The sequence below is a fragment of the Affinirhizobium straminoryzae genome (assembly GCF_007004135.1).
Taxonomy (GTDB): Bacteria; Pseudomonadota; Alphaproteobacteria; order Rhizobiales; family Rhizobiaceae; genus Neorhizobium; species Neorhizobium straminoryzae.
In genome coordinates, this window is the sequence record NZ_VJMG01000070.1 from 15,984 (window position 1) to 33,396 (window position 17,413).

Genomic DNA, 17,413 nt, shown 5'->3' on the forward strand with positions numbered 1-17,413 from the left:
CCTGCGTAACAAGGGATGTGGTTTCATGGTTCAGGCAGCATCCGCAAAGGATAAGATTTCCATTGATCGCGCACTTCTGGCCGAGGCGACCGACCTGAAGCTTGATGTGTCACGCGCGGCGGAAGATGGAATCGCGCGCGCCGTGAAGGCCGAAAAGGAACGGCTCTGGCGGATCGAGAATGCCGAGGCGATTGCGGCGGAAAATACCGATATCGAGAAGCATGGGCTGCCGCTCGCTAAATACCGGCTGTTCTGATGGCGCGTTTTTCGGTGTACCGGTCCGAGGACAGGGACATCCTTCTCATCGACCTTCAGGCCAATATTCTGGATGTGTTGCGGACGCGCGTGGTGGTTCCGCTCTACCGGATCGAAACCATGTCCTGGGCGATGGGGCGGATGAACCCGCGCTTCGACATTGACGGCCATCGCTATGTGATGGCGACGCAGCGGATGGCTGCGATCAACGTATCCCAGCTTGGTCCGCTGCTCGATGACCTCTCCCACCGCGCCGATGACATCACCGCCGCGACGGATTTCCTGTTTCAGGGTTTTTGACCCGGCCTATTCCCAATGCACGCGGGCGCCGAGTGCCGTCAGCTTTTCCACGAAATCGGGATAGGCGCGGCGGATCGGATCGGCATTCTTGATGCGGCTGATGCCCGGCACCTGGATCGCCGCCACCAGCAGCGCCACCACCACGCGGATGATATAGGGTGCCTCCACCACGGCCGGGCGCAGCGTGTTACCCCCGAAGACGATCAGGCGATGCGGATCGGAGAGATGCACGCGCGCACCGAATTTCAGGAGTTCCGCCGACCAGCCGAGCGCGCCCTCATACACCTTGTTCCAGAACATGATGTCGCCCTGGCAACCGACGGCAACGCCGATCGCCTGCGGCAGCAGGTCTGCCGGAAAATAAGGCCAGGGGGCCGCCTCGATCTTCGGCAGCAGTTCGGCGGTGAACGGTTCCGTCACCCTGCGGCTCCAGCCGGCGGTGGTGATCGCATCCTCCTCCACATCGAAGGCAAGGCCCAGCTTGCCGAACTGGCGGAGAATCAGCTCCATGTGATGGCCGACCTGCGATTCGACCCGCAGCCGGCCGCCGGTGACGGCGGCGATGGCGAGGAAGGTTGCCACCTCGTGGTGATCGTCCGGCACCGTTGCCTTTGTTCCGGACAGGCGCCCGACCCCGGTGATGGTGAGCTTCGAGGTGCCGATCCCCTCGATGCGGGCGCCCATCGTCACCAGCATCTCGCAGAGTGCCTGCACATGCGGCTCGGAGGCGGCATTGTTCAGCACCGAAGTGCCGCTCGCCACGCTTGCCATCATGATGAAGGTTTCGGTCGCCGTAACCGAGGCATAATCCGGCCAGATGCGCGCGCCGCGATAAACATCCGGGGCCTCCATCGCGCACGGATGGGAGGAGAGGATGCGACAACCGAAGGCCTGCAGGATTTCCAGATGCGGATCGATCTCGCGCACGCCCAGCGCGCAGCCCTTCGCTTCCGTATCGAAATCCAGCCGACCGGTGCGGATCATGGCCGGCGCCAGAAGCAGCACCGCAGCGCGCATGCCGAGCGGCAATTCGGCCTCGCGGGCGGCAAAGCCTGCAAAATCGTGACGGATGGTCAGCCGATGCGCGGCCCGGTCGCGATGAACCTTCGATCCCTTGCTCTCGAAATAGGCGACGAGCTTGTCGATATCGCTGATGTCGGGCACATTTTCCAGTGTCACCTCGTCATCGGTCAGAAGCGTGGCGCACAGCATGGGCAGCACCGCATTCTTGTTGCCCGAGGGCCGCATTGTTCCCGCGACCGGAAAGCCGCCTTCCACCACCAGATCCGCCATCATGCCCCCAGGATATGTCGAGGTCCGCTGATTGGGCGTCAATCATGGCGAAAATGCATATGCGGGCCGAAGTACCGGCACGACAAAGGGCTCCGAAGCATGCGCCGCGAAGCCCTCGATAGAAATCGGAACGGATCAGCGGGCCGGCGTCATGCCCTGGAAGGCCGGCGCGTCTTCCAGCTGCTCGCGCGTCACGTTCAGCACGATGCGCTCCGGCAGGCCGTCTTCACCGATCGTTGCATCGCTGCTGGAGGATGCCGCGCTGTTGGCCGCCGTCCGGGTGCCGGTGGTGGCGTTCGGCACGGTGGCATTGGGGCTGGCGGCGGTGTTCGCGCCCTGCGCGCCCATGCCGACGCCCTGATTGGTGTTGGCGCTCGGTGCCGGGTTGGAAGTGGTGCCCATGGCCGTGGTACCGGTGGAGGCGGTGGTCTCACCGGATACCGCCGGATTGCCGGCAGCGGCCTGGTCGGCCTGCTGCTGAGTCATGCCCGGGCCGAGCTGCAGCGCGTTCATCTGCACCGCCACATCCTTCTGGCCGATGCCAAGGAAGCCGCCGACGCCGATGATCACCGCATTCACGCTGCCATCCTGGCTTACCAGCACATCGGAAATGTCGCCGATATTCTCGCCATTGGCGCCATAGACGGCCTTGCCCTGGAGATCGCTGACGCGCCAGGCGCCCTGCCCCGGAACGGTGACGAACGGGCCGGCGGTCGTATCGGCGGTGCTGCGCGGCGCATCGGCCGTGCCACCCTGCGCGTTGTTCTGATGGGTCATCTGGCCCGCACCGGTGTTCGGCGCGGCCGGGGCAGTGCCCGTCTGTGCCATGGCGGCCATGGGGAGAACGGTCGAGAAGGCGAGAGCGGCGATGAGCTTGCGTGTCATGAATGTTTCTTCCTGGGTGATTGCACTGGTTCGCAAACCGGCCGGGGGCGGTGTTGTTCCAATTTTTCGGACGACAGCCCCGGCGCCCCGGCGCAGCGACTGTTCCCGATCCTCCTGTTTTCGCTATCCATCGGCGCAGCGAAGGCGGTATGACTGCGGATACGCAGAGACAGGATGAGGGGGAGCGATGACACGCGAACGCATCGGGATCATTGGCCTTGGGCGCATGGGCAGCGCGATTGCCACGCGGCTTTCGGCGCAGGGTTTTGCCGTAACCGGCTGGACGCGGCGCGGGTTGAACGCCGAGCAGGCGTCAGCGCTCGGGATCTGCTCCGCCGCCGATCTTGCCGCACTGGTCGATGCCTCCGACATCATGATCCTCTCGCTGATGGATGACGCAGCCGTGGAGAGCATTCTCGGCCAGCTGGGACAGCTCGATCTCTCGGGCCGACTGGTGGTGGAAACGAGCACGGTCAGTCCCAAAATCCTGCCGGCGCATCAAGAAGCACTGCAGGCGGCGGGGAGCCGGGCGCTCGACGCGCCGATCTCCGGTGGTCCCCAGCAGGTTCTGGAAGGCAGCATCGGCCTCTATATCGGCGGCGCGCCCGAGGATGTCGCGCGCTTCCGGCCGGTGGCCGAACAGCTCTCCAACCGGATCCATCACATCGGTCCGCTCGGGCACGGCGCAACCGCCAAACTCGTCAACAACATGATGCTGCTCGGCCTGTGGCAGACCCTGAAGGAGGCGCTGCAACTCGGCCAGGCGGCGGGCCTTGCCCGCGAGACCATGCTGCGTTTCCTGGAGACGAGTCCGGCGGCAAGCCCCGCCTTCAAATCCCGCCTGCCCGTCATTCTCGGCGAAAGCGATAGCGTCGGCTTTTCGCTCTCCGGCGTGGTGAAGGATTCGGGCGTGGTGATGGATCTCGCCGCCGCTTTGGACCTGCCGCTGCCCGCCATGGCCGCGGCCCGGCACAGCTTTCTCGGCGCCGAACAGGCCGGTCTCGGCGAAAGGGACCTTGCCACCATGGTGCGCGCCGCAACCGAATCGAAAGGATGACAGGCATGACCGACAAACCCCGCGTGACGATCCACTACTGCATCCAGTGCAACTGGCTGCTGCGTTCCGCCTGGATGGCGCAGGAACTGCTGCAGACCTTTGCCGAAAGCCTTGGCGAGGTGGCTTTGCAACCCGGATCCGGCGGCATTTTCGAGATCCGCGTCGATGGCCAGCTGATTTGGGAACGGGTGCGCGACGGCGGTTTTCCGGGACCGAAGGAGCTGAAGCAGCGGGTGCGCGACGTCATCGACCCCGAACGCGATCTCGGCCATATCGATCGATCTTCCAGCAAAAACAACGAGGAAGCGGCCAAAGCCCCGTAAAGCCAGGCTATCCGCAAAAAGCCTCATAAACGGCCGACCAAGAAAAATCACGCCTGACACAGAAACTTCAAAAAGGGCGTTGACAGGCGAAGCAGGTCCCAGTACATGGCTCCTCGTCGCCCAGATGGCGGAATTGGTAGACGCGCAGGTTTCAGGTACCTGTGCCGCGAGGCGTGGAGGTTCGAGTCCTCTTCTGGGCACCAAATTCCCGTTTCAGATCATCCAAGATGGTTATGAAACAACATAAGAAGCCCGGTTTTCCGGGCTTTTTTGTTGTCTAGCGTCCTGTGACGTCCCGTTGCATCCAAGAGTTTTGTTGGTAGCATCGTTGGTGTTTGGCAGAGAATGCCAACAGCGGCTTGGCCCGATACCAACGTTCTCCGGCTGGATACCACAATGGCGCTCACGGACACGGCCCTTAAGGCCCTGAAACCAACAGGAAGACCAACAAAGCATAGCGATGGGGGCGGGCTGCATGTCCTAGTGACCCCTCAAGGTTCGAAACTGTGGCGGCTTTCCTATCGCTTTGAAGGCAAGCAGCAGACGATGGCGCTGGGGGCTTATCCGGCGGTATCGCTTGCTAATGCCCGACGCGAGCGCGAGGGCGTCAAAGCGCTGCTGGCCAAGGGCGTGAACCCGGCGCAACATGCGAAACTTGAGCGTATAGCTAAACAGGCCAGCAATGCCGTCACATTCAAGGTAGTGGCGGAAGAGTATCTTCGGAAGATTGCAAAAGAGGGAAAGGCGGACGCAACCCAAAGCAAGAAGGCATGGCTACTCGACCTTGCCATGGGGGACATTGGATCGCGACCTATCCGCGACATCACCGCCGCCGAGATCCTTGTTCCGCTGCGGAGGATAGAAGCCAAAGGCAACTATGAGACCGCGCGGCGCGTCCGCTCCACAGTTGGACAGATATTCCGTTATGCCATCGCAACGGCGCGCACCGATAACGATCCGACCTTTGGCCTAAAAGGCGCATTGACCGCTCCGACTGTCTCGCATCGCGCCGCTGTCACAGACAAGAAGGCGTTCGGGGGCTTGCTTCGCGCAATCTGGGCTTACGAAGGCATGCCGGAAACGCGTATGGCTCTGCAACTGATGGTGCTGCTTTATCCCCGACCGGGCGAGCTTCGCCAAGCGCAGTGGAGCGAGATTGATTTCGAAAAAGCGATCTGGACCCTACCGGCTTCGCGCATGAAAATGCGACGCGAGCACCGCAAGCCGCTAAGCCAGCCGGCCCTGGCGATCCTCGAAGAACTGCGCTCGCTGACGGGACATGGGAAGTTCTTGTTCCCCGCCGTGACATTGCCGATGCGCACCATGAGCGAAAACACCATGAACAGCGCCCTTCGACGCATGGGCTTCACGCAACAGGAAGCGACGTCCCATGGCTTTCGGGCAAGCGCCTCTTCTTTGCTAAATGAAAGCGGCAAGTGGTCGCCAGATGCGATTGAAGCGGAATTGGCCCATATGGGTGCGGACGAGGTTCGCAAGGCCTACCACCGGGCGCTCTATTGGGAAGAGCGGGTGAAAATGGCGGATTGGTGGGCCGAAGAAACAAACATTTGGCGTGAAACTACGGGATAATGTTCAATCTGCCGTGGTGCGACTCGTCCGAAGCAGCCTTTCAATCGATAATTTAGCAGGCCACGACTCAGGACCTGCGATATGGACGCTCAATTGCCTCACTGGGAAACCGACCCTATCGGTTTTATCGTTGATCGACTGTTTCCCGATCAACGCATATTTGCGAATGAGGAATATTGGGAGACCCATCCCGAACATAAGCAGCGTTTCGAAGCGGCGAATGCGGCCGCGCAGCGATTTATCGAAAGCATTGGTCAAATTCTTTCGATCGAACAGTTCGATCTGATCTTAGAAAGTGAAATCAATCGCTTTCTTGAAGAACGAATAGAAATCGTAAACGCGCTGGACGCGAAGCGCTTTTTCAACAACCGGCTTGCCGAGACAAATTGGGACTACTGGTCAAAAATATCCTATTGGACACCCGAAGAGGCAGTGGCCATCTCGTTTGGAAAAGACCCAAACGTTGTTAATCTGCAGTCATTGCAGCCTTATGCTGGCAATTCGCTCTTTGTTGGTTCCTTCCACTCCCAAATGCAGCTTATCAGCCGCGCCGTTGAAGCCGGCCAACTGCTTGCGAAAAATACCCCCGCCTTCTTCCTCGCTTGGGCATTACGAACGGGTTTTCACATGGACCCCCGCGCCATTGAGGCAGTGGAGGCCCGTGGAGAGCAGATCGCCGACTGGAAAACAGAATTCGACACTCTTGCAGCCTTTTTAAATAGCCTTGTCGAGCAGCATGGTCGGACAGAGGTGGAATTGCGAAGCCAAGCGGAACAGGCGCAAAATGAACTGGAAACACTTCGAGAGGCGGCTTTCGCCATATTGGAGGAGAACACCGAGCTTCACGCCAAGCTGGCCGAACTTTCATCTGATCCCGCGAACCAAAAGCCAACTCCACCACGCGAACGCGAAAGCATGCTCAAATTAATCCTGGCGATGGCCATGAAGAAGTATCAGTTCGACCCGACAAAGCTCAGAAACAGCGCAACGGCTAACATCGCCGGGTCGGTGGCGCAAATCGGTTTGAAGCTTGATGAAGACACGGTTCGCAAATTTTTGAGTGAAGCCAAAGTCTTGCTTCAAGACAAAACCGATTAGCCGCCTGCGGAAACCGATTTCGGTTTGACATTCCCGAATTCGGCCAAGACCCTTGTCGGCCGATCTAGAACCACCTCAGTTCAACCAAGACGAGGTGGCACCATGCCAAACAACACCCCTTTCCCCACGACCGGCTTCGTCCGGCTTTCCGCCATCATCGCGCCGCACGGACCTATACCCGTCAGCAAGTCCACGTGGTGGGCGGGCATCAAGGATGGACGGTTTCCAAAGCCGGTCAAGCTTGGCCCACGCATCACCGTGTGGCGGGTGGAAGAGATCCGATCGCTGATCGACAGCGGAGGCCGGTAGATGGCCGGGCGTCGCCCGAACCGAAGGGCGATCAAGCGGCATTACAGCTACACGAGCGAGGAAGCGGCGGCTGTCCTTGGCGTGGCGAAGGGCAGCGTGCGGCGATGGCTGAAGGCGGGATTGCCGCATATCGCCGACCAACGGCCCTTCCTTATCCTGGGAGGAGATCTGCGAGACTTTCTCGACAAGCGGGACAAGCCGAAGCAGCGGTGCGGGCTGGGCGAATTCTTCTGCTTCCGGTGCCGCGAACCGAAAGGTGCGGCCGGCGGGCTGATCGACTACACCCCACGCACGGTCCTTAGCGGCCAGCTCAGCGCGATCTGTGAGACGTGCGAGACGATCATGCACAAAAACTTCAGCGCCTCGAAGCTGGGTCTGCTGGAGCGCCAAGCGGCGGTTTCATTTCCCCAAGGTGATCCACGCCTAAACGAGATGGGCATTCCCCGTCGCAATGATCACTTCAGGAAGGGCGCGAAAGCATGAAGAAGCACCACGTGAAAAACGAGCGGATCAAGCGCCGCTATTTCGACTATCTGAAGGAGGCGAAGAGGATGGACGTGAGCAGCGTCGATCTTGTCGCGGCATCGATTGCGGGTTTTGAGCAATGGTCGAATTATCGCGATTTCGCCAGTTTCCATATCGAGCAGGCCAAGGGCTTCAAGGCTTACCTGGCAAAGCAGCGCAACGCCAAGACGGGTGCGCCGCTATCCAAAGCAACCATCCATTCGCGGTTGATGGCCATGAAGGCTTTCACCTTCTGGCTCGCCGGCCAGCCCGGTTACAAATCGCGGATTTCCTATGCCGATGCGGACTATTTCAATCCAAGCGCTAATGACAGCCGCATTGCAACGGCGCGACGGGATAAGAAGGTGCCGACGGTCGAGCAGGTCCGTTATGTGATTTCACGCATGCCGGACGGCAGCGATATCGAAAAGCGCGACAGGGCGATTATCGCCTTCACGCTTCTAACTGGCGCCCGCGACAATGCGGCAGCGTCGTTCAAGCTGAAGCATGTCGATCTTGCCGAAGGAAAGGTCTTTCAGGATGCGCGGGAAGTCAGGACCAAGGGTCGCAAGACCTTCACCACCTTCTTCTTCCCCGTGGGGGAAGGCGTGGAAGCAATCCTTGCCGAGTGGATCGACCATTTGAAAAGCAGGCTATTGTTCGGGCCTGATGATCCGCTGTTTCCGGCAACCAAGGTCGCGCTGACCAATGCCGGTCTGTTCGGCCCTTCAGGGCTTTCGCGCGAGCACTGGAAAAATGCTTCCGCCATCCGCCGCATTTTCAAAACCGCCTTCGAGGCGGCGGGCCTGCCCTATGCCAATCCGCACAGCCTGCGCGACACGCTCGCCCTGCTGGGCGAACAGCGCTGCTGTACACCGGAACAGTTCAAGGCCTGGAGCCAGAACCTGGGCCATGAGCAGGTGCTGACGACATTCACCAGTTATGGCACGGTCGCGACCAACCGGCAGGCGGATATCATCGCCGCGTTGCGGCAGCCGGACGAGCAAACCGGCATATCGCCCGACGCGGTTGCGGCCATCACCGCGATCTTGGATAGGGAGCGCAAGAAGGCGTGACAGCGCCAAATCCGGTCACTACAAAGCATGTCATCGACCAATGACAGATTGCAGGACGTCTCATGCCCACACTCGACTGGATCGGCAAGAAAGCCGTCGTGAACCATCATCGCGAAGTGCCCTATCGGCTGATCCATTGCGACAACAATTTGAGCCATGGCGATCCGGACGCGGGCAATCTGCTGGTGCAAGGCGACAATCTCGAAGCGCTGAAGGCGCTGCTGCCCTATTACGCCGGCAAGGTGAAGTGCATCTACATCGATCCGCCTTACAACACCGGCAATGAAAGCTGGGTCTACAACGACAATGTGAATTCGCCGGAAATCCGCGCGTGGCTGGGTAGCGTCGTTGGCAAGGAAGCAGAAGACCTGTCTCGCCACGACAAGTGGCTTTGCATGATGTATCCACGATTGCGCCTGCTGAAGGAGTTTCTGAGCGACGATGGATCAATTTGGATTTCGATCGACGACAACGAAGTCCACGGCCTAAAGCTAATCTTGGACGAGATTTTCGGGCGACGAAACTTCATTTCAAACGTCATCTGGCAGAAGAAATACGCGCCCGCGAATGACGCGCTTTGGCTTTCTGAAAGCCACGACCACATCGTGGTATATGCAAGAAACAAGAATGCTTGGCGTCCCAACAAACTAGCGCGAACAGAACAGGCCAACGCCGCCTATAAAAATCCAGACAGCGACCCGCGAGGCCCTTGGCGACCGGACAACTACACGTGCGCGAAGACCGCTGATGAGCGACCAAATCTCTATTATCCCATCACTAATCCAAATACTCTCGAAGAGATTTGGCCTTCGAGATCCCGTGTCTGGGGTTATGGAAAAGAAGAGAATGCCCGACACATTGCTGAAGGACTTATTTGGTGGGGAAAAAACGGCAACAACAAAGTGCCCGCTCTAAAGCGTTTCCGTGACACTCTTCGTTCTGAGGGCACCAACGCTCAAACAATTTGGCTTTGGGAGGAAGTAAGCCACACGCAGGATGGACGCAAGGAACAGCTCTCTCTATTGCCCAACGATCCATTCCCCACGCCTAAGCCGGAAAAATTAGTTCAACGTATTATTGAACTAGCTTCTAATGAGGGCGACTTGATCCTGGATTCATTTACAGGCTCTGGAACAACGGGCGCGGTTGCGCAAAAGCTGGGACGAAGGCACATCGGCGTGGAGATGGGCGAGCACGCTGTAACTCATGTTGTGCCGCGCTACTCCAAAGTCGTTGACGGCGAACAAGGCGGCATCTCTAAAGCGGTCAGTTGGACCGGCGGCGGCGGCTTCCGCTTCTGCACCCTGGGCGAGCCGTTGTTCGATGCCGATGGCAATGTCTCACCGGCCGTCACCTTTCCGGACCTCGCCGCGCATGTGTTCTTCTGCGAAACCGGATCGCCAATCCCCAAGCGCGCCGATGGCGCCTCGCCGCTGATCGGCACGTTCCAGAACCGGGCGATCTATCTCCTGCATTCGGCCGAGGCGGTGGGTGTTGCGCGCGAACAGGCGGGCAATGTGCTGACCGGCGGGGTGCTCGAAACGCTGCCGCTGCCGGCGAAGGATTTTGCCGGCGCGCGGATCGTCTATGCCGAGGGCTGCACAGTGCCGGATGACCGCTTGTCCGCCTTGGGCGTCACCTTCAAGCAGATCCCCTATCAGATCGAAGGGATTTGACGATGGCGCTTCCTGTATTCTCTCTCAAGACCTATCAGCTTCAGACGCTTGCCAGTCTTCGCCGCTTTCTGGAAAAGACGGTGGAATTGAACGATGCCGACACCGCGTTTTATGCCCTGACCAAGCGGCCGTTTTTCCAGCCGCCGGGCCTGCCGGGTCAGCCCTATGTCTGCCTTCGCGTGCCGACCGGCGGCGGCAAGACGATCCTTGCCGCGCACAGCATCGCGGTTGCGGCCGATGCCTTCCTTCGCTGTGACAATCCAACGGTGTTATGGCTGGTACCGTCCGATACGATCCGCGAACAGACACTGGCAACGCTTTCCGATAGGGCGCATCCAAACCGGCGAGCGCTCGCCGACCGCTTCGGCGAGAATGTCCGTGTGATGACCATTCAGGACGCGCTCTATGCCAAGCGCGCCGATTATGACGGTGGCGCTGTGGTCATCGTCGCGACGATCCAAGCATTCCGCGTGGAGAAGACTGAGGGACGCAAGGTCTATGAGGCCAATGGCGAGCTGATGGACCATTTCAGCGGCTTGGCCAATGAACAGCGCGCTATCCTCGAAACGGGACCATCCGGCGATCCGCTGCCGTCGCTCGCCAATGTGCTGCGCATGCGTCGGCCCATGGTGATTGTGGACGAGGCGCATAATGCCCGCACGGACCTGTCCTTCGACACGTTGGGAAGGCTTTCCCCTTCGCTGATTGTGGAATTCACGGCAACGCCTGTCACGCCCGAAGAGCACAAACCGGAAAAGGGCATCTATGCCTCGAATGTGCTGCACCATGTCTCGGCAGCGGAGTTAAAGGCGGAAGAGATGATCAAGCTTCCGGTCATCCTGCGCGGGCGCGCCGATCCCCGTGACACGATCAGCGACGCGATGGCCTGGCTTGACGAGCTTTCTGCAACGGCGCGGGCGGAAGAGAACATGACAGGGGAATTCGTTCGCCCTGTTATGCTGGTGCAGGCCGAACCGCGCTCGAAGGATAAGCCGACACTACATGCTGACGAGGTGAAGAAGCTTCTCGTCGAAGATTTCCGGGTGCCGGAAGAGCACATCGTTATTGCGACCGGTGACAGCAAAGGCCTTGATGGCGTCGACCTGTTCGATCGCGATTGCAAGGTACGCTTCATCATCACGCAGCAGGCGCTGAAAGAGGGCTGGGATTGCTCCTTCGCCTATGTGCTGTGTTCGGTTGCCGAACAGAAATCGGCCCGCGCGGTGGAGCAGCTTCTGGGCCGCGTGCTTCGCCTTCCTGGAGCAAAATGGAAGAAGCAAGACGACCTCAACCGTGCGTACGCTTTCGCGACGACAACAAGCTTTCAGAACGCCGCGAACACGCTTCGCGACGGGCTGGTGAACAACGGCTTCGAACGGGTCGAAGCGCAAGCGCTGGTGCGGGCGGTTGCCGAGCCATTACACGGTCTGGAGCCGGGCGGTGTTGCCTATGTCTACGAAGAAGCGGTTCCCTTCGAGCTGGATTTTCACGCCTTTGAAAAGAACATTCACACGCTCACCGGCGGCCGCGTCGAATTTGATGCGGAAAAACAGATCATCCGGGCGCGCGGTGCGCTGACGGACTATGACAAGACAGCGCTGCTGTTGGCCCTACCGGATGCGGCCGCCGGCATGGTGGAAGCGTTGGTGCACAAGTCGCGCGGCGCCCGGCTGAAATCGGTCGGGGAAGAAAAGGAAGCAATCGGTTTTGCGGTGCCGCGCCTTGCGGTGCAGACGGCCCATGGTTTGCAGCTTTTCGATCGTGGCCATTTCCTCGACATTCCATGGAAGCTTGAAAACGACGACCCGTCGCACATCATGGACTTCTTCGTTCCGCCCAAGCAGGCGCGCGACGAGGCGCATGTCGACGTGGATCAGTCCGGCCATGTCAATGTCGCGTTTGTCACCGACCTGCATGAGCAGTTGATGCTCAACCTTCAGGAACGTGGATGGACGAAGAACGCACTGGTGAACTGGCTCGACCGGCGACTTCCGTTCACGGCTCGACGCGACATCACCCGCGTTTCTTCCACGCTCTTCATCTCCAAGGCGCTCGACCACATCACCGCACAAACCGGCATGGCGATCGAAGCCTTGGCGCGAGCGAAGTTCCGAATTGTCGAAGCGCTGGTGAAGGTTATCGCAAAGCACCGCGACGGCCGCGAAATCCAAGCCTTTCAACAGGCGCTCATTCCGCAAGGTGGGCTCGACTTCAAGACGAGCGCCGAGCTGGAGCTTGTTTTCGAGGAAAGCCGATATGCCTATCGCGAGCCGTACAAAGGGCGCGTCGACTTCAAAAAGCATCTGTTCCGCGTGATCGGTGACTTGGAGGCCTCGGGAGAGGAACATGAATGCGCCGTCTATCTTGAACGCATGCCTGAAGTGAAGGCATGGGTGCGCAACACGTCTCAACAGCCGAACTCCTTCTGGCTTCAGACGGCAACGGACAAGTTCTATCCCGACTTCGTGGCGCTTCTTAAGGACGGGCGCCATCTGGTGCTGGAATACAAGGGCAAGCCTTACATGACCAACGACGACTCCAAGGAAAAGCGTCTTGTCGGCGAGTTGTGGGCGGATCGTTCCGGCGGCTCTTGCCTCTTCCTCATGATCGAGGGTAAGGAATTCAGCAGAATTGATGCAGCCATCCGAAAGCCACACTGACTTTTTTGTGGAAAGGTCATTTTTCGGACGGCTGTAGGGGCACTGACGATACAACTTTTCATTTGTTGGTATTTTTGTTGGCACATCGATCATGAACCTTGAAATATTCTTTTAAAAATCAATAATTTGATTGGATAGTTCGGGTGCTCTTCTGGCACCAAATTCCCAAGGTCAAGTCGGTACCAACGACTTGAATTTTTTTACAAAAAAGCCCGGCTGAGCCGGGCTTTTTGTTGCCTAAATTTCCAGACAAAAACCGTGATCCGGCAGCCGTGCTGGGACGTCGTTTTACTGTCTTGGCAGATCCGTGGGGTTGAGGCCGGGCACCCAGGGGCGGTCGGGCATCTGCGTGCTGGAATAGGTCACGCCATTCTTCTCACAGCGATAGACCGTCACCGGCACGCTGTCGCTGCTCAGAATGTCGTCGCGCCGCCAGCGGCGGTATTCAATATCCGTGGTGCAATTGGGTTCGTCCGCCGCCTTCTGCTTTGCGAGCGTTTCCGGCGAGACGACGCCCGGCAGATCCTTGTAGACCGGCGCCGGATTGGCCCAGTTGGGCTGGGCCTTGCCGTCGGCGGCAAGCACGGGCGCGGACATCAACGCGCCCAGCATCAGCAGCCGCCAGAAATCCTTCGTCACCATCCGCATCGCACGTCCTCCGCGCTTGTTATCCGATTGTCATGTAAGGGCTCGCGGGTGACGCCGCCATAGGTCTGCGAAACGTTTGCGTGATGACCGCCACGTCACACAGGGCGGCGGAAGCCGGTGGGCTGGCCATAGAGCCAGCCGATGCGGGCAATGGCATCGGTGAGCGGCTCGCGCGCCACCGTCATGCTGTGGCCATTGGCGTGCAGCAGCATGCCGTCATCTTCCAGAATGCCGACATGGCCCTTCCAGAAGACGAGATCGCCATGGCGGGCTTCTTCCGGCAGAAGCGGCGCGCCGAAAGCGGCCAGCATGTCGGAATCGCGCGGCGCGGCGTGGCCGGCCATCATCAGCGCCAGCTGCACCAACCCGGAGCAATCGATGCCGAAACCGGAGCGGCCACCCCAGAGATACGGCGTCTCCAGAAAGCGCGCGGCAATCCTGGTATAATCCTCGGCGACGACCGTCTCGACGGGCAGGCAATGGGCAGCGATGACAGCACCGCCGGAGACCAGCGTGAAATAGCGCGTGCCGCGTGTTTCCGCCTCGCCCGTCACCGTGACACGGCTGCCCATGGAGAGCGCCATCAGCGGCACCTTGCGCAGTTCCGCCTCGGGATAGACGAAGGTGCGCGGCGCAGAAATCCAGTGGGTGGGCGTCACCGGCCCCTGCAGCGCGCTCTCCGGCAGATAGCCGACATAGCCATCCTGCTCCGCCTGAACCCAGGCCCAGCCATCGCGACGCTCGAAGACGCGGACTGCTTCTCCGAACAGAAGCTGCGTATCGATGCCGCGCGCAAGATCGGGCGCGGGTCGAAGATCGGCGACGGACACGGCAATTGTCGCCGGTTCGCCAGACACGAAGCGGAGGGCCTCGACGCGGCCGGAGAGCCGCTCGTCGGCGAGATCCGGGCGGAAGGCATGCAGGCGGCGGTCGAGCGGTTCGGTCATGACAGGCTCTCCTCAGGGCATCGGCCGGCGGGCCTCGCTGCGAATGAGGTCGCCGAATTTTTCCAGATAGAGCGCACCGGAAAGCGTGCGCTTGATGACGACATTGCGCCGGTCACGCTCGTCACGCACCCGGTCGACCAGTTGCAAGGCGCCCATGCTGTCGAGCGCTCGCGTGATGACCGGCTTGCTGACGCCGAGCGTTGCGGCAAGCCCCCGCACCGTGTGGGGCGGAGGCACGAGGTAAATGTGCAGGAGGATCGAGAGCTGGCGAAAGCTGAGGTCGTACCCGCCCTGGCGCACCTGCTCCAGGGTGACGCGGTGCCAGAGGCCGAGCGCCTCGGTGGCCGAAAGTTCCGCCGGCATATGGCCCTCCTCTTTCCTGCCTTCCCTTTGCCTCACGCCCTCATCCTCCCGCCAGGCCGGGAGGGAGGCAAGCCCCGATCAGGCCAGCGAGGCGATGTGACGGTAGAGCGCGCGAATGGCCTGTGCCTCGCCACCGACCGGCGTCTGCGGCTTTTCGGCGGGTGACCAGGCATAGATGTCGAAATGCGCCCAGCTTTTCGCGTTCGCAACGAACCGCTTGAGGAACAGCGCCGCCGTGATCGACCCCGCCATGCCGCCCGAGGGCGCGTTGGTCAGATCGGCCACCCGCGTGCGCAGATCCTTCTCATAGCCCTTGAACAGCGGCAGACGCCAGATGGGATCGGATTCGGCGCGGCTGGCAGCCGCCAGCGCCAGCGCCAGATCCTCGTCATCGGTAAAGAAGGGCGGCACATCGGGTCCGAGTGCCACGCGGGCAGCGCCCGTCAGCGTCGCCATGTCGATCATCAGATCGGGCGTTTCCTCGTCGGCATAGGCCAGCGCATCGGCCAGAACGAGGCGCCCCTCGGCATCGGTATTGTCGATCTGCACGGTCAGGCCCTTGCGGCTGCGATAGATGTCGCCCGGGCGGAAAGCACTGGCGGAAATGGAATTTTCAACCGCCGGCACCAGCACGCGCAAATCGAGATCGAGGCCCGCATCCATGATCATCAGCGCCAGCGCCAGAACATTGGCGGCACCGCCCATGTCCTTCTTCATGAGCAGCATGGAGGAGGGCGGCTTGATGTCGAGGCCGCCGGTATCGAAGCAGACGCCCTTGCCGACCAGAGTGACCTTGCGGGCACCGGTGCGGCCCCATCGCATCTCGAGCAGGCGCGGCGCTTCCGCACTGGCACGGCCGACCGTGTGCACCAGCGGAAAATTCGCCGTCAGCAGGTCCTCGCCGACGATGGAGGACACGGTCGCGCCGTAATGGCTGCCGAGCGCCCGGAACACGGCCTCGAGCCGCTCCGGCCCCATGTCGTTGGTCGGCGTGTTGACGAGATCGCGAGCGAGGAAGACGGCGGCCAGCTGACGGTTCAGGGCGTCGGCATCGACCCCGTCCGGCAGGGCAAGGAAGGCCTCGATCGGCTTCGGCGTGCGGTAGGTGTCAAAGCTGTAGCCGCCAAGGCCGAAGCCGAGCGCGACCTGCTCCGGCGCCAGCGCGGTGGCCTCGATGCGCCAGGCGCCGGGCGGAAGGGCGCGGGCGAGCTTGGCCGTGATGAAGGGATCCGGCTCGGCGCCGAGACCGAACAGGGCGCCAGCGACTGCACCATCCGCCCCTTGCAGAAGCAGCAGGCTGACCGCCTCCGCCTTGAAGCCGGCGGAGCGCGCAAAGGCCACTGCAGCGGCAGAGGGCCGGCCCTCCTCCAGCTCGGCGGGGGTCAGCGCATGAACGATCAGCGCCTCGGAATTTCCGGAAACGAAGGGAGAGGGTCTTTCGAGGAACTGGTAGGTGGCCATGGAATGCTTTCAGAATCTGGCACTTAACGTGTTGTTAGGGTTAACAGACTATTGCTTGTATTGAGATTGCGCCACCCATGATCTGCGGCTCGTGAAGCAGAAAAATGGCGGGGCCTGCGTCGCCTTGCGGGATATCACCATGACTGCCTCCTCCCTGCCCTTCCTCCGCTTCGGTCTGCTGCGCGGCATGGCCGGCACCCTGCTCATGTCGCTGGCGCTCGCCTCATGTGCGACGCAGGGTCAGGACCGCATGACGACCGGGTCCATCGCGGCGCCGCGGCTGACGAAACCGGTCGAATCGATGACCGCGCCGGAACTCTCGGAGGCCGAACGATCCGTGGGCGCTGCCTATGACCGCAACCCGAAAGACCGCGCCACCGGCCTGAACTACGCGACCATCCTGCGCATGAACGGCAAGAACGAACAGGCGCTGGCGGTGATGCAGCAGGTGGTGATCGCCAATCCTTCCGACCGCGAGGTGCTGGCGGCCTATGGCAAGGCACAGGCCGCTGCCGGACAGCTGGAACAGGCGCTCGCCACCATTGCCCGCGCCCAGACGCCCGACCGGCCGGACTGGCGGCTCTATTCCGCGGAAGGGGCGGTGCTGGACCAGCTTGGCCGTTCCGACGAGGCGCGCCGCAAATATCGCATGGCGCTCGATGTGCAGCCGAACGAGCCGAGCGTGCTGTCCAATCTCGGCATGTCCTATGTGCTGTCGGGCGATCTGCGCGCCGCCGAAACCTATCTGCGCACCGCGATCCAGCAGCCGGCGGCCGACAGCCGCGTTCGCCAGAACCTTGCGCTTGTCGTCGGCCTGCAGGGCCGCTTCGCCGAGGCGGAAGAGATTGCCCGCAAGGAGCTGACGCCGAGCCAGGCGGAGGCGAACGTGACCTATCTGCGCGGCATGCTGTCCCAGCAGAATGCCTGGGCCAGGCTTGCCGTCCTTGCCGGCAAGCCTGGCCCAGGCA

At 60.9% G+C, this 17,413-nt stretch carries 18 protein-coding genes and 1 tRNA gene; 13 read left to right on the forward strand and 6 right to left on the reverse strand.

Annotated elements, in window-relative coordinates; translation table 11 throughout:
• Window positions 1-25: 25 nt before the first annotated feature.
• Together FNA46_RS21125 and FNA46_RS21130 are read left to right on the forward strand one after the other, a co-directional pair.
• Window positions 26-256, forward strand: a complete 231-nt coding sequence (locus FNA46_RS21125; RefSeq protein WP_143127193.1) for a type II toxin-antitoxin system CcdA family antitoxin — start codon at window positions 26-28, stop codon at window positions 254-256.
• Entirely contained in the window at window positions 256-555 is a 300-nt protein-coding gene (locus FNA46_RS21130) for a CcdB family protein (RefSeq protein ID WP_143127194.1), read from the forward strand. Before FNA46_RS21125 ends, FNA46_RS21130 begins: the two co-directional genes overlap by 1 nt.
• Window positions 556-561: 6 nt before the next feature.
• Here the strand turns inward: FNA46_RS21130 and FNA46_RS21135 are convergent, their stop codons facing one another.
• Both FNA46_RS21135 and FNA46_RS21140 read right to left on the reverse strand, forming a co-directional pair.
• Window positions 562-1,851 (reverse strand): UDP-N-acetylglucosamine 1-carboxyvinyltransferase, encoded by a 1,290-nt coding sequence (locus tag FNA46_RS21135; protein WP_246103258.1) that lies wholly within the window; start codon window positions 1,849-1,851, stop codon window positions 562-564.
• A 132-nt stretch (window positions 1,852-1,983) separates the two neighbouring features.
• Window positions 1,984-2,733 carry a PRC-barrel domain-containing protein gene (locus tag FNA46_RS21140; protein WP_143127196.1) on the reverse strand — a complete coding sequence of 250 codons (750 nt, stop codon included), beginning with the start codon at window positions 2,731-2,733 and terminating at the stop codon, window positions 1,984-1,986.
• Between the two features lie 187 nt (window positions 2,734-2,920).
• Between FNA46_RS21140 and FNA46_RS21145 the strand changes: the two genes are divergently transcribed.
• The 10 genes from FNA46_RS21145 to FNA46_RS21190 all read left to right on the forward strand — a co-directional run bounded on the left by FNA46_RS21145 (window position 2,921) and on the right by FNA46_RS21190 (window position 13,026).
• Window positions 2,921-3,790 carry an NAD(P)-dependent oxidoreductase gene (locus FNA46_RS21145; protein ID WP_143127197.1) on the forward strand — a complete coding sequence of 290 codons (870 nt, stop codon included), beginning with the start codon at window positions 2,921-2,923 and terminating at the stop codon, window positions 3,788-3,790.
• 5 nt (window positions 3,791-3,795) lie between these two features.
• The gene (locus FNA46_RS21150) at window positions 3,796-4,113 is read left to right on the forward strand and encodes an Rdx family protein (RefSeq protein ID WP_143127198.1); all 318 of its coding nucleotides are present in this window, start codon (window positions 3,796-3,798) and stop codon (window positions 4,111-4,113) included.
• A gap of 118 nt (window positions 4,114-4,231) precedes the next feature.
• A tRNA-Leu gene (locus FNA46_RS21155) sits at window positions 4,232-4,316 on the forward strand.
• A gap of 193 nt (window positions 4,317-4,509) precedes the next feature.
• The gene (locus FNA46_RS21160; protein ID WP_143127199.1) at window positions 4,510-5,703 is read left to right on the forward strand and encodes a tyrosine-type recombinase/integrase; all 1,194 of its coding nucleotides are present in this window, start codon (window positions 4,510-4,512) and stop codon (window positions 5,701-5,703) included.
• Window positions 5,704-5,784: 81 nt separating this feature from the next.
• Entirely contained in the window at window positions 5,785-6,801 is a 1,017-nt protein-coding gene (locus FNA46_RS21165; RefSeq protein WP_143127200.1) for a hypothetical protein, read from the forward strand.
• A 102-nt stretch (window positions 6,802-6,903) separates the two neighbouring features.
• The gene (locus FNA46_RS21170; RefSeq protein WP_143127201.1) at window positions 6,904-7,110 is read left to right on the forward strand and encodes a helix-turn-helix transcriptional regulator; all 207 of its coding nucleotides are present in this window, start codon (window positions 6,904-6,906) and stop codon (window positions 7,108-7,110) included.
• On the forward strand, window positions 7,111-7,593 hold the full coding sequence (locus tag FNA46_RS21175) for a helix-turn-helix domain-containing protein (protein WP_143127202.1): 483 nt from the start codon (window positions 7,111-7,113) through the stop codon (window positions 7,591-7,593).
• 68 nt (window positions 7,594-7,661) lie between these two features.
• On the forward strand, window positions 7,662-8,690 hold the full coding sequence (locus FNA46_RS21180) for a site-specific integrase (protein ID WP_246103260.1): 1,029 nt from the start codon (window positions 7,662-7,664) through the stop codon (window positions 8,688-8,690).
• A gap of 62 nt (window positions 8,691-8,752) precedes the next feature.
• Entirely contained in the window at window positions 8,753-10,366 is a 1,614-nt protein-coding gene (locus FNA46_RS21185; protein WP_143127204.1) for a site-specific DNA-methyltransferase, read from the forward strand.
• A 2-nt stretch (window positions 10,367-10,368) separates the two neighbouring features.
• A complete protein-coding gene (locus FNA46_RS21190; RefSeq protein ID WP_143127205.1) occupies window positions 10,369-13,026 on the forward strand; it encodes a DEAD/DEAH box helicase in 2,658 nt (885 codons plus the stop codon).
• A 288-nt stretch (window positions 13,027-13,314) separates the two neighbouring features.
• Here FNA46_RS21190 and FNA46_RS21195 read toward each other — a convergent pair whose 3' ends face one another.
• The 4 genes from FNA46_RS21195 to FNA46_RS21210 form a co-directional block, all read right to left on the reverse strand.
• On the reverse strand, window positions 13,315-13,674 hold the full coding sequence (locus tag FNA46_RS21195) for a hypothetical protein (protein ID WP_143127206.1): 360 nt from the start codon (window positions 13,672-13,674) through the stop codon (window positions 13,315-13,317).
• 95 nt (window positions 13,675-13,769) lie between these two features.
• Window positions 13,770-14,621: a C40 family peptidase gene (locus tag FNA46_RS21200; protein ID WP_143127207.1), complete on the reverse strand. Its 852-nt coding sequence runs from the start codon at window positions 14,619-14,621 to the stop codon at window positions 13,770-13,772.
• 12 nt (window positions 14,622-14,633) lie between these two features.
• On the reverse strand, window positions 14,634-14,984 hold the full coding sequence (locus FNA46_RS21205; protein ID WP_143127208.1) for a MarR family transcriptional regulator: 351 nt from the start codon (window positions 14,982-14,984) through the stop codon (window positions 14,634-14,636).
• A 78-nt stretch (window positions 14,985-15,062) separates the two neighbouring features.
• A complete protein-coding gene (locus FNA46_RS21210; protein ID WP_143127209.1) occupies window positions 15,063-16,445 on the reverse strand; it encodes a leucyl aminopeptidase family protein in 1,383 nt (460 codons plus the stop codon).
• Between the two features lie 139 nt (window positions 16,446-16,584).
• Here FNA46_RS21210 and FNA46_RS21215 point away from each other — a divergent pair.
• The coding region (locus FNA46_RS21215; protein WP_143127210.1) for a tetratricopeptide repeat protein at window positions 16,585-17,413 on the forward strand (829 nt) is incomplete at its 3' end.